Here is a 12073-nt window from a genome sequence, read left to right as displayed (position 1 = left end):
ATGTCGAGAGCCCGCGAAGCATTAGAAGAACGAGTCCAAAGTGCCATCTGGCAAGAATCAATCATGCGTTGGGAAAGCGCAGTGGTGTTGGCTCTGACAGCAATGCTAACCACATTTTCGGCATTGGGTTTGCCTCTTGTGGAATTTGTGCCGTATTGGGGCTGGCTGCTGGGGGGGCTGGTGGCAGAAGCTGGCTTGGTGTACAGCAGCGTGAGAGACCCAGAGTTTGGTCGCCAGGTGGTTTCCAAAATGCTCAAAAATGAATTCAAGCCAGAGCGCCTGAAAGACAAACGGCTACAGCGGCAAATAAATGAGGCGCTGGATTATCGCAGCCGGATTGAAAAAGGGATTCGGGAGCGTTCAGACTCTGTGCTGAAAGATGAACTGATGCAAACGGCTGGGCAGATTGATGATTGGCTGGAGAATATTTACGATTTGGCGCGGCGGATTGATCGGTATCAGCAGGAAAGAGAGATTTTGCACCGAGACCGCGTGCGGGCTGAATCGCGCATGAAGCAGTTGCAGGCTGATTTTGCGCGTGCCAACGATCCAGCCATTAAGGAGCAAATTCAGGCAACGCTGAACAGCATTGAGCGGCAGCTACAAACATTGCAAACGCTGGAAGCGACCATTCAGCGGGCGCGGCTTCAGCTAGAAAACTCACTGACCCATTTGGGTACTATTTATTCACAAACAATGTTGGTAGATGCCAAAGATATTGATCGGGGGAGTGCGCGGCGGCTGCGGCATGAGATTGCCGAAGAAGTGACGGAGCTAAACGATTTGCTGCACTCGATGGATGAGGTGTATACGGCCGAATCTGTTGGGTAAACGGCCGTACACCTCAAACTAAATCTGACTCCGTTGGTTCAAAAATTTCCTCAATTGGCAAGGTAAACAATCTGGAAAACTTAAACGCTAGCGGCAGGCTGGGGTCGTATTTGCCGCGCTCGATGGCATTGATTGTTTGCCGCGAGACGCCCACTTTTTGTGCCAACACCTCTTGAGACCAACTACGTTCGGCTCGGAGTACTTTGAGTCGGTTATTCATGCGTTCACCTACCTAATCGTACCGTCGGGTGATAACCCGATTTGCAATCCCCCAAACAACAATCATGAAGGGGGCGATAAGCACCGTGGGCAAGGCAGGCACCAATTCCAGCGCTTCCAGCAGACCGTAGCTAAATGTAATAGCACCAGTGAGCAGGGTTGTTACCAAAATGGCTTCCAGGTGGATGCGATGTTGCATCTCATCCTGGTGCCGTACATTTTGCACTGTGGCCGTCATTGCAATCAAAAAAGGGGCGATGGGCAGTAGGGCAATCAAGATGGCAAGCCAGGGCTGCTGTACGCGCCCACCACCCACCACAATGAGTGAGATTGGCAACAAAATTGAGTAGCCTGCCATGCCTATAATAAAACGAACCAGGTATTTTCGCTGCCAGTTTTTCATTGTGATTCCTTTTTAGCTGAAGCGTTGCTTTTACCTGCACCAATTGCCCCGCCACAAGCTACCCCTACGGAAATAGCCCAACTCCAAACGGAGACGTCGCCTGTAATTAGCTGAACAATCAGCGCAACCAAGGCCCCACCGATAACGCCAAGAGCCGCTCCGGTACCTGCATTGAGTTCCAATAATTGACTGTTTTTATTTTTCATCATACGCTCCTAATTGTTTGATATGTCGTGTTTGCTTGATGTTGTGTAAAGTAAACTTGACAAACAGTGTAAATGAAACCATCCTTTTTGTCAAGCGTGCTTTACAATTCGGTTTGTGATGATTGGGCTTCGGGCTGGTTGGCGGGTGTCTGGGTGGGAAACGGCCGTTCCTACCACCTGGCCTCTACAAAAATTGCGGCTCCATACCTTGCCAAATCATGCCCCCTCTGATAACATTTCCTGCTGCATAATGACCCAGCAGAACCGTTGAAAATGAAAGACATTTAAGCAAATCTTCCGGAGTTTGCCCGCGTGGGTCAGCAATACAAAAATAATTTTTAGAGAGATGGAGAGCGTACAGCTATGAAGGTGCTGTTAAAAGAAGACATAGAAAATATTGGACTGGCCGGTGAAGTGCATAAGGTGGCGAATGGATACGGCCGTAACTATCTGTTACCGCAAGGATTAGCCGTCGTTGCTTCCCCAGGCATGATGAAACAAGCTGAAGCTTGGCGCAAAAAAGCAGAAGCCCGCCGCGCCGAACTACGCGCTGAGTATGAAGCACTGTCTGTCAAAATTGCAGATGTGCATCTCACCTTTACCGCCCGCGCTGGTGAAACTGGTAAGCTATATGGTTCAATCACCACCTCACAGATTGCCGACGAGATGAACGAACTGCTTGGTACCGACATTGACCGTCGCAAAGTGGGTGTTGAGCCGCTGCGCCAGCTCGGTGAGCACAAAGTCGTGGTTCGCCTCAGCGGTGATTTCCAGCCAGAACTAACCGTTGTGATTGAAAACGAAGACGCTGACATTGTTCCCGCCAGCGAAGTTGCAGAAGAAGCAGAAGCAGAGGTTGAAGAAGACGTTCAGCCAGAAGCTGAAGTTGAAGAAGAAACAGACGAAGCAGACGAATAAACTGTCTCCTCTTGGCTCAGTCACTGACTCGGCAGCGTAACCGAAACCGTAAAATGGTTGGTACCTGCCAAAGTCAGTGACTTTTTTTCATAATGATAGACGAGCTTGGTCATATTCTGCGGGAAGCCCGCGAAACCAAAGGGTACACGCTGCGCGAGGTGCAGGAAAAAACACGCATCAACAGCAGGTTCCTGGAAGCGTTGGAAATGGGCGACTTTGATCGCTTGCCGACGCCAACACATGCGCGAGGCTTTTTACGCAATTACGCTCGCTATCTTGGTTTAGACCCTGAGCCGCTGTTAGAAAGATACGAGTTAAGCCAGTCGCAACGTCCTAAACGGCGTCAGCAATCTGTAATTGTAGATACTACCCAACCTGTTGGCCCAGCCCTGGAAGCCCCCCCAGAGAATCATCCCTTTTTTGACCCCGTAAATATGGAAGTGGATACTGCCTACCAGGGCGGAGGCTCTGGTGGTGGTGGCGAATCTATTTTGCGGATTGTGATTATCATTGCTTTGCTCGGTGCGCTCTATCTGGCTGGGCAAAACTTCCTCCCTCTAATTTTAGGTCAGGACGCTGGCACAACTGAACTTACTGAAACAATTAACGATGCTGTACAAAGCATTCTGAATCGAGAAACAGCAACGCCTGAGGCAACAGCGACGGAAGAGGCAGGTGCTTCAAGTGTCTTGCTGCCAACTAGCCGCAATGAAACGCCAGTTGAAGACCCGACCCCAACCGCCACGCGCCCACCGCTGCCCGCCACAATGGAAACAATTGAGCTGGAAATCATCATTTTGGAGCGCGCCTGGATGGAAGTGACGGTTGATGGCAATGTACTGTTCACTGGCATTGCTCGCCCCACCGACCCGCCCTATGAATGGGTCGCCAACGATGAGGTGCGTATCAACACGGGTAATGCCATCGGCGTGTCTGTCACTATAAATAATGTGCCGCTAGGGCCGCTTGGTGGGCGGGGCGAAGCCAAAGAAGAAGTCTGGACAACCACGAACTGACAGTAATCAGTGTTCAGTCAATCAGTATTCAGTTTTTTCTGAGCGTATACTGATTACTGTTTACTGCTTACTGAATACTGGAAAAAATGAGTAAGCAAAAGCAAAAGAAGCAGTTCTACATGCTCAGCCTGGGCTGTAGCAAAAATACGGTTGACTCGGAGAGCATGGCGGCTTTGCTGCACAAGGCTGGCTTTAGCGGCGTGGCCGACCCGGATGATGCCAGCGTGCTGATTGTAAATACCTGTGGCTTTATTGAAGGGGCGCGGCAGGAGTCCATCGGGGCGTTGCGGGAGCTGGCAGATCTGAAAAGCAAAAATCAACTGCTAATTGCGGCGGGCTGCATGGCGCAGCGATACGGTAGCGAAGTGGTGGCGTGGGTGCCGGGTATTGATGGCGTGATTGGCACGCGCCGCTGGATGGACATTGTGCCATTTGTGCGCCAACTGCGCCGCAAAAAGCATCCCCAGCCACTTTACCATTTGCCAGATGAGGCAACGACGGTGGGGCAAGATGAAAAAGGGGTGCTAAGAACGGCCGTACACGGCCGTTCCGCGTACCTCAAAATATCTGATGGCTGCCGTCGCCCCTGCGCCTTTTGTGCCATCCCCCAAATTAAAGGCACCCATGTGAGCCGCCCCGTCGAATCAATCGTGGCCGAGGCGATGGCTTTGCAATCCGCTGGGCTGCAAGAATTGGTCATCATCGCTCAGGACAGCACGGATTACGGCCATGATTTGGGCCTTAAAAACGGCCTATCCCATCTGCTAAAGCAGGTGACTAAGGCTGCACCGGACATTCCCTGGATTCGGCTGATGTACGCTTACCCCGGCTACGTGACGGATGAGCTGATCGAGACGATGGCCACCACGCCGCAAATTGTGAACTATTTGGATATTCCCTTGCAGCACGGCCACCGCGAGACGCTCAAGCGCATGCGCCGTCCGGCGAACATTGAGTGGGTGTACAAAACGGTGGAAAAGCTGCGCGTTGCCATGCCAGACATTGCCATCCGCACGACGTTTATTGTGGGCTACCCTGGCGAAACAGACGAGGAGTTCGACGGCCTGAAGCAGTTTGTGCAGGATTTGCAGTTCGACCGTTTTGGCGCGTTTACCTACTCTTACGAGGCGTCTACCCCATCGGCGACGGTGGCTTGGCAGGTGCCGGAGGATGTGAAGGAAGCGCGGCTCGAAGAGCTGATGGCGTTGCAGCAGCCGATTTCGCTGACTAAAAACCAACAGCTGGTGGGGCAAACGCTGCCCATCTTTGTGGAAGGGCATGGGGACGGCGTGAGCGTGGGGCGCTCTTACCGGGACGCACCAGAGATTGATGGCATGGTGTTTGTGCCGGGCGAGCTGCCCATTGGCGAGTTGGTGCCGGTGCGTATTGATGGGGCGATGGTGTATGATTTGACGGGCGTGGTGGTGTAAAAGCGGGAAAATTTTTGCCAGTAAGAAGAGCCATTTCTCCCGCTTTTACTCAGGTAATCGGCCAAAACAATGGTTTGTTCAATTTAGATACTTCTGGCCGATTACAGGAAACGGCCGCTTCCCAAACTATCCAGTTATCGGTAAGCAGTAAACAGTAATCGGTGCGCCGAATTACAGAAATCTTGAACTGAAATAACTACAAATTAAGTTGATAAAACGCATTATAGGCTTCAAAATACTCTAATATAAGTTGCGGAAAGGTTTGGTTTTCTAAACTTAATAGTAGTGCATATTTTTTTGAAATTGGACGAAATTGTTTCGCCCCTTTTCTCAACTTCTCGATAACTACTTTGTGCCCCACAAGCTCGTGCATGCCTCTTGGGTCATAATCAACCCAGTTATTTCCTAATGCTTCTGAGAGTATGCGATGCCGCAAACTTGAACACCAAATTTTATAAAAAAGCGAAGGCATGAAACCTGCAACAGGCCAGATATTATCGAGATCGTCCCCATATTCTATATTGTCAAAAGCAAAAACTTGTCTAAATAGTGAATTGTCACTTTTTAGATCATACCTCCCGAAAAAACCATTTAGAGGCCAACCTTCCTCTAGCATTATAAATCCCCTCAAAATTGGTTCTGTGATCGTCCTTTCCTCTGTTTTCACGACAATCTCAGCATCTGTGTTTTCTTGAAAGGCTGTGATGAAATGCTCAAGATTATAAGGTAGAGTAAGTATCTCATCTGGAATGTCTGCGTTTCCTGAAGGAGGCCCAAAATTCCAGGGGTACATAAAAAAAGTTAATTGTTTTATTGACATTGAAATATTTTATTTCCTCTTGATCTGGCACGGTCTCCAGCGGGTGTGAAGCCTTGCCCGTCTACTTTGTACGCTTGAACTCTCGAATTTTAGCATAATTTGGTTGGCAAACGGCCGTTTTCCCACAAAGTGAGCGAGTGTAGGAAAGGAAGCGTTCAGACTTTTGAAGTTTTTCACTCTGGGAGCAATTTGGGGCAAAACTTCAAAAGTCTCCAGCGTGACACACGGTTACTTTGGAGGGGGGAAAGGCTTGCCAAAGGTGAAGGCGGTGGGGCTATCGCCATGCTGGATGAGATGATCTAGCCGGGTTTTGGCTTCGGCAACGGTGGGAAGCTGCCCGGCGGGCTGCCACCAAAGCGCGTAAATTGGCTGTTCGAGCTTTTCAAACCATTCTTTGCGCCGCCGTACAAACTCTACGTGTACTGTCTTGTAAGTGTACTCGCGTAAACTTTCTACAGAATCCCAAACAGACATATTGACAATCATAAAATCGTCGGGATACGGCCGTAACCCAGTCGCATCCCCATCACCTGTTTGTAGCCGCCATACAAAGCCAGGGGCGTCATCGGCCAGGGCGTTGATGGGCTCCAGACCATCCATAAATGCTTGCATTTGCGGATCATCCAGCGGGGCTTTCATCCGCGCGATGTTGATTTGAGCAAGGTGGTATTTGCGGTTTTGGGCCGTCATTTTTTCTTCTTCTGAGTGGCACGAGCGATGGTCATAGACTCTTTTGCCCAAGCAAACAGATCATCATCATTCTGGTAAACGGCATCTGGCAGTTGGTAGTAGGGCATCTTGTGAAACTGTGATGCGCCAGCAGCTTCATATTTGGCGCGATTGCTGCCACCGACTTTGAAATGAATCACGTTATCGCTGCTGACGAGGGCAAACATGGCGCCTTCAATAAAAATGCCGTAGCCGCCAAACATTTTACGGCCGTTCACATCCCCCAAAACTGACAATGTGCTTACCAACGTTTCTCCGGTTTCATAAGCTGGTTTGGTCTGTTTTGTACCCATTCGGTATTGCTCCTTCTCCGGTCTCCAAAGGACTGCAGAAATTTCAGCTATCATACCGCGACCCATCCGGTTTGGCACTTTCCAGGATTTTGAAGAAGGGTAGGTTGTGAGCCAGCTCACCTTGCCTCAATTGTTTCGTGGTAAAATGAGCGCATGTTGAAGACACGTTTTGAATGGACAATTCTTTTACTGTTAGCAGCGATGTTAGGAATTTCCTGGATTATTGTGTCGCGGGAACCCGTGACAACAGCCGGCGGCCCCATTACGCTTACCGAAGCCCCTATTGTGGGGCATTTAGCACCGGATTTCAGCTTGGAAACGGCCGTTGGTCAGTCCGTCGTTTTGTCAGAAATTGTTGATCAGGCAGGCGGGGTTGGGCAACCAGTTGTGCTTAATTTTTGGGCCAGTTGGTGTGCGCCTTGCCGGGTAGAGATGCCTAGTTTGCAGCAAGCCAGCGTTCGGTACAACGGCCGTGCGGCGTTCATTGGCATCAATCAGGGCGAAGATTGGTCAACCATTACTGAGTTTGGTAATGAGTACAATGTGTCTTACCCGCTACTTTTTGACCCGGATAATCGAGTCTCGCGGTTGTATGAGGTAAACAGCCTGCCCACAACTGTTTTTATTGACCAACATGGCGTGGTGCGAGAAGTAGTTATTGGTATCTTGAGCGAGGCTGTGTTGCAAAGCCGTGTTGAAGCAATGTTGTCCGAGGCAAGGCTTCCGTTGTCAGTGACCAGTAATCGGTGACCGGTAACCAGCAATTAAATTAGCTTTCTTTTCATTTATGTTTCCAATATGTTTCCAACTTTAAACATTGGTGGCCTTGTGTTTCCCACGGCTGGCCTGCTCATTATTCTTGGTGCGTGGCTAGGGCTAACGTTGGTGGAGCGCACGGCCGTTCGCGTTCAACAAAATAAAGTGTTTATGTATGGCGTGGCGGCAACGGCCGTTTTTGTGGGGTTTGTCGGAGCCAGATTAACGTTTGTGCTGGAATATTGGTTTGCGTTTAGCCAAAATCTACTGAGCATTATTTGGCCGCTCAATACGGGGTACAACGTGTGGGGTGGGCTAATTTTGGGGTTGATTGGCGGCTTTTTCTATGCGCGTGCCAAACGGCTGCGCCCCATGCCCACGTTAGATGCCTTGCTGCCGGGCATCATTTTTGGCCTCATGGTGGTGAGCCTGGCAGATTTTGCAGGTGGCCCTGGTTATGGCACGCTAACGGCCGTTCCCTGGGGGGTGGCGCAGTTTGGCGTGCGGCGGCATCCGGTGCAGCTGTATGAATTACTTGTCGGTGGCTTGGCGCTTCTTACTTGGTGGCGAGCCACTCGGCCAGGCTTTTATGAGGTAGGGCGACCGTTCATGTTGAGTACGGCCGTGTACAGCGCGGGTCGTCTGTTTGTTGATGCCTTTCGAGACAACCCGGTAACGATAGGAGATGGTTACCGCGTTTTGCAAATTGTGAGTCTCGTCATTTTGCTACGCGTCTTGTTCCAAATCGGCCGTATGGTTCAATCTACAGACAGTATGCAAGGGCAAATAAATTTGGAATGATTGAACAACTTGCCACATTATTCCGAAAATGGTTTCCAGCGGGTATACAAGACAATAGCACGTTGCTGACTGTTGTTTCGCGTAGTGGGTTGCTTATTACGGCCGTTATCGGCGGTTTGCTGCTCATTTTCCCAATGGCACAATATATAGCCGAAGGCTTTTTAGCATCAGGCTGTATCTACCTGCTTGTTCTCTATTTGATTCGGCTCAATAAAATACGTGTTGCCAGCTACGCCTTAGTTGTGCTTCACTGGGTTTTAGTCACTTTCGCCATTTTTGTTTTTGGCGATGCCAACTCCCCAATATTTAATGTTTACTACATTCTTGTTTTGCTGGCGCTTTTGCTTTTTAGCAACGTACAAGGATATGCTCTGGCACTTGCCAGCTTTATTGTTGGGTTTGTAAGCTGGCAGCTACAGCTAAACGGGCAAACCAACCTGCCCATAATAGAGCCTTCCGCCAACATGCTCTGGCTGGTGCAGGCCACGCTGCTGGGTGCCACAACGTTGATTTTCAGCTATGTGCGCCAATATTTGCAACGGGCCAACCAGGTTGCTTCGGAATCTAGCCAGGTGCTTGCCCAGCGCAACCGTGAACTTGAAACAATCCGAATTCAGCTGGAGGAAGACGTAAAAGCCCGCACGGCCGAATTAACCGCTGCCAAAGATGCTGCGGAAGCGGCGAATCTGGCTAAAAGCGAATTTTTAGCCAACATGAGCCATGAAATTCGCACCCCGCTCAACGCCGTCATTGGCATGGCTGGCCTGATGTTAGACACGGATTTAACAGATGAGCAGCAAGAATTTGCCAAGACCATTCGCAGCGGTAGCAGCAGCTTACTCAGCATCATCAACGATATTCTCGATTTTTCCAAAATTGAGGCAGGCAAACTGATGCTGGAAGAGCAGCCATTTTACCTGCGGGCTTGCTTACAGGATGCCTTAGAACTCATCGCTCCCAATGCCATTGAGAAAAACTTGGAACTGCTGTATCAAGTAGACCCAGGCTTGCCTGCCATGTTTATTGGGGATGTCTCCCGTGTGCGCCAAATATTGGTGAACCTTATCAACAATGCTGTCAAATTTACGTTGGATGGCGAGATTGTCGTGTACGTAACCGCTTATGATGATTCGGACGCTCAACATTTGGTGCATTTTACGATTTGCGATACAGGCATAGGTATCCCTGAAGCTCGCCTCGACAATTTATTTGAATCCTTTACCCAGGTGGATGTTTCGACAACGCGACTATTTGGTGGCACTGGTTTGGGGTTGGCCATAAGCAAGCGGCTGGCGGAACTAATGGGCGGTACGCTTTGGGTAGAAAGTAAAGCAGATGTTGGCTCGAATTTTCATTTTACGGTGCAGTTGCAGGCAGAATCCAGCCCAGACCAGCCGCATCTTTCTCCAAACCAGTCAATGCTGCGGGGTAAGTCGGTAGTCATTGTGGATGATAACACCACGTCCTTAAACATCCTGCGTGATCAACTGCTGTATTGGGAGGCAGAAGCGTATCTGTTTACCAACGTTGCTGAAGCAAGCGATTGGTTGGTTACGCACGAGGCTGATGCGCTGATTGTGGATTTACGAGCGGCTACATTGGGTGACGGCACGCTAATCCCGCTACCTGCTTTTGCTCCAACATCGCTTATTTTGATGTCTACTTTGGTAAAACGGCCGTCTTTGCCTCCTCAATTTGACGCTGCTTCTTATCTCAAAAAACCAATTCATCCTGCCAGTTTGTATGATGCGCTCTTGAACATATTTGGTGGCTCTGAGTACAAGTATGAACAAGCAGATGGCGAATCGGCTGAATTTGATAAAGCAATGGGCGCCCGCCATCCCTTACGAGTTTTGGTGGCCGAAGATAACAAAATCAACCAGATTGTGCTGCAGCGCATGTTAGAGCGGTTAGGCTACCGCGCCGACATTGTGGGTGACGGCCAGGAAGTATTGCTTGCGCTGGAACGGCAGCTGTATGACGTGGTGCTGATGGACATTCAGATGCCAAACCTGGATGGCGTAGAAGCTACCCGTCTTATTCATGAGCGATGGCCCCACGCACAGCAGCCCGCCATTGTTGCCATGACAGCATATGCACTTAAAGGGGATCGGGAACGATATATCTCTTTAGGCATGGATGATTATATTAGCAAACCAATTGCCGTGAAGGATCTGGTAGCTGCACTATCCGCTTGCCAGCCAATACCTGACTAATCCTGGCCAAGCCGATGCTTGTCAGCCAACCCTAGCTGCGCTAAACTTTGCCCATGCGTGCTCTTCGGCGATTTTTACCCTGGATATTGTTGCTCATTGCGGTCATTGTGGTGCTCTTTTTTGTGTTCCGTCGTGACACGCAAGCGGCTTATGGTACGGCCGTTGCCCTCTGCCCCGGCCCAGATTTATATGGCTACACTTGCGATAGCGGCACCGCTTTTGCCTACATTGATGCCACCACCGACACCTTCCTCTACAGTGATGATGGTGTAACCACGCTTGAATTGCCCTTTCCCTTTACATTTTACGGCACTACCTACACCCAGCTTCAAGCTAGCAGCAACGGCAACCTGCAATTTGGCAACGGCAACCCATTCTACGCCAATAGCTGCATGGATGATGCCCCGGTAGCGGGCATGGGTGATATGATTGCCCCTTACTGGGACGATCTGGATTTAACCAGTTTTGGCTTTCTGCAATACGATGTGGTGGGGGAAATGCCTAACCGCATCTTTGTGCTGGAATGGGACAACATTCCCCGCTATGGCGACCCCGATGACCGCGTAACCTTTGCCGTACAGCTTTTTGAAGAAAGCCAGGACATCCTCTTTTTGTATGAAGATGTGACCATGCTGGAAGGTAACAATGGCAGCAGCGCCACCATTGGCATTCAGAGTGAGGCACAAGGATTGGCACTGCAATTTGGCTGCAATCAGCCCGTCGTAGCCAACGCCAGCCGCATTCGCTTTGCTGAACCAGAAGAGGCAAACGGAGATATTGGCTTGGAAACGCTTGCACTGAGCGATGCCGAAGTGGGTATTCTCACTCCCGCCACCTTTTCCCCTCAAACTTATACCAAAGGGGACGTGTCCGATTTGCTCGATCAGCTCAATTTGCAGGGGCCAGCCGCTTTGCCTGCCATGCACACCCGCTGGCTCAATCAGGAGCCACCAGTCAGCGCCCGCTGGGAGTGGTTCGATCTGACGGGTGACGGCTTGGATGAACTGCTGCTGCTGCGGGGCAGTACGGCCCAACATTCCTATCTCACCGATCTGACTGTGCTTACGCCAGATGACAGCGGTGCGCTTAGCTTGCTCCACAGCCAAACGCTTTCCAGCCGCAGCCAACCCATCTTGCGCCCAGAAATTGCTGCAATGGGCGACCTCACCCAAAATGGCCTGCCCGATGTGGTGTTGTGGGACGATGCCAGCGGCCGTAGCTTTATGCTATCAAACCAGGATGGTGTGATGCGCCTGCTGCCGTTGCCAGATAGCTGCCAGGGCAGTTTGGCGCTCATGGATGTGAACGAGGATGGGCTGCTTGAGGTAGTGCGCGATAGGTGTGATGGTAAAAACGGCCGCCTCACCACCCAATGGAACAACAGCGAATTCGTCATCCTACCCTGAAACTTTTCCTATCATCCCCCCAAAGACTT

Annotated in this window: 14 protein-coding genes; 8 read left to right on the top strand and 6 right to left on the bottom strand. The window is 50.4% G+C overall.

What is annotated here, in order from left to right; genetic code table 11:
* Nucleotides 1-831 carry a hypothetical protein gene (locus ACOQPM_RS07325; RefSeq protein ID WP_420628590.1) on the top strand — a complete coding sequence of 277 codons (831 nt, stop codon included), beginning with the start codon at nt 1-3 and terminating at the stop codon, nt 829-831.
* Nucleotides 832-844: 13 nt separating this feature from the next.
* Here ACOQPM_RS07325 and ACOQPM_RS07320 read toward each other — a convergent pair whose 3' ends face one another.
* From ACOQPM_RS07320 to ACOQPM_RS07310, 3 genes are read right to left on the bottom strand one after another with little or no spacing between them, the layout of a single operon-like run.
* Nucleotides 845-1051, bottom strand: coding sequence for a helix-turn-helix transcriptional regulator (locus tag ACOQPM_RS07320; protein WP_420628589.1), 207 nt, complete (start codon nt 1049-1051; stop codon nt 845-847).
* Nucleotides 1052-1063: 12 nt separating this feature from the next.
* Nucleotides 1064-1453, bottom strand: coding sequence for a hypothetical protein (locus ACOQPM_RS07315; RefSeq protein WP_420628588.1), 390 nt, complete (start codon nt 1451-1453; stop codon nt 1064-1066).
* Nucleotides 1450-1662: a hypothetical protein gene (locus ACOQPM_RS07310; protein ID WP_420628587.1), complete on the bottom strand. Its 213-nt coding sequence runs from the start codon at nt 1660-1662 to the stop codon at nt 1450-1452. Before ACOQPM_RS07310 ends, ACOQPM_RS07315 begins: the two co-directional genes overlap by 4 nt.
* Nucleotides 1663-2022: 360 nt before the next feature.
* On the opposite strand from ACOQPM_RS07310, the gene rplI reads away from it, so the two are divergent.
* From rplI to rimO, 3 genes are all read left to right on the top strand, one after another.
* Nucleotides 2023-2577, top strand: a complete 555-nt coding sequence (gene rplI, locus ACOQPM_RS07305) for a 50S ribosomal protein L9 (protein ID WP_420628586.1) — start codon at nt 2023-2025, stop codon at nt 2575-2577.
* Nucleotides 2578-2669: 92 nt separating this feature from the next.
* The gene (locus ACOQPM_RS07300) at nt 2670-3593 is read left to right on the top strand and encodes a helix-turn-helix domain-containing protein (protein ID WP_420628585.1); all 924 of its coding nucleotides are present in this window, start codon (nt 2670-2672) and stop codon (nt 3591-3593) included.
* Nucleotides 3594-3679: 86 nt separating this feature from the next.
* A complete protein-coding gene (rimO, locus tag ACOQPM_RS07295; RefSeq protein ID WP_420628584.1) occupies nt 3680-5023 on the top strand; it encodes a 30S ribosomal protein S12 methylthiotransferase RimO in 1344 nt (447 codons plus the stop codon).
* A 196-nt stretch (nt 5024-5219) separates the two neighbouring features.
* Here rimO and ACOQPM_RS07290 read toward each other — a convergent pair whose 3' ends face one another.
* From ACOQPM_RS07290 to ACOQPM_RS07280, 3 genes are all read right to left on the bottom strand, one after another.
* Nucleotides 5220-5843, bottom strand: coding sequence for a hypothetical protein (locus ACOQPM_RS07290; protein WP_420628583.1), 624 nt, complete (start codon nt 5841-5843; stop codon nt 5220-5222).
* Nucleotides 5844-6071: 228 nt separating this feature from the next.
* Nucleotides 6072-6533, bottom strand: a complete 462-nt coding sequence (locus ACOQPM_RS07285; RefSeq protein ID WP_420628582.1) for a DUF3291 domain-containing protein — start codon at nt 6531-6533, stop codon at nt 6072-6074.
* Nucleotides 6530-6865: a TfoX/Sxy family protein gene (locus ACOQPM_RS07280; protein ID WP_420628581.1), complete on the bottom strand. Its 336-nt coding sequence runs from the start codon at nt 6863-6865 to the stop codon at nt 6530-6532. The genes ACOQPM_RS07285 and ACOQPM_RS07280 overlap by 4 nt, the downstream gene beginning before the upstream one ends.
* 153 nt (nt 6866-7018) lie before the next feature.
* Here ACOQPM_RS07280 and ACOQPM_RS07275 point away from each other — a divergent pair, with 153 nt between their 5' ends.
* Genes ACOQPM_RS07275 through ACOQPM_RS07260 form a run of 4 tightly spaced genes read left to right on the top strand, consistent with a single transcriptional unit; the run spans nt 7019 to nt 12044 of the window.
* Nucleotides 7019-7615, top strand: a complete 597-nt coding sequence (locus ACOQPM_RS07275; RefSeq protein WP_420628580.1) for a TlpA family protein disulfide reductase — start codon at nt 7019-7021, stop codon at nt 7613-7615.
* Nucleotides 7616-7663: 48 nt separating this feature from the next.
* Nucleotides 7664-8422 carry a prolipoprotein diacylglyceryl transferase gene (locus tag ACOQPM_RS07270; RefSeq protein ID WP_420628579.1) on the top strand — a complete coding sequence of 253 codons (759 nt, stop codon included), beginning with the start codon at nt 7664-7666 and terminating at the stop codon, nt 8420-8422.
* Entirely contained in the window at nt 8419-10638 is a 2220-nt protein-coding gene (locus tag ACOQPM_RS07265; protein WP_420628578.1) for a response regulator, read from the top strand. The genes ACOQPM_RS07270 and ACOQPM_RS07265 overlap by 4 nt, the downstream gene beginning before the upstream one ends.
* A 53-nt stretch (nt 10639-10691) precedes the next feature.
* Entirely contained in the window at nt 10692-12044 is a 1353-nt protein-coding gene (locus ACOQPM_RS07260; protein WP_420628577.1) for a hypothetical protein, read from the top strand.
* The last annotated feature ends 29 nt before the right edge of the window (nt 12045-12073 follow it).

The sequence above is a fragment of the Candidatus Leptofilum sp. genome (assembly GCF_965223525.1).
GTDB lineage: Bacteria > Chloroflexota > Anaerolineae > Promineifilales > Promineifilaceae > Leptofilum.
The sequence above is the reverse complement of the archived record's forward strand: the minus strand, read 5'-3'. Positions and strand labels throughout refer to the sequence as shown.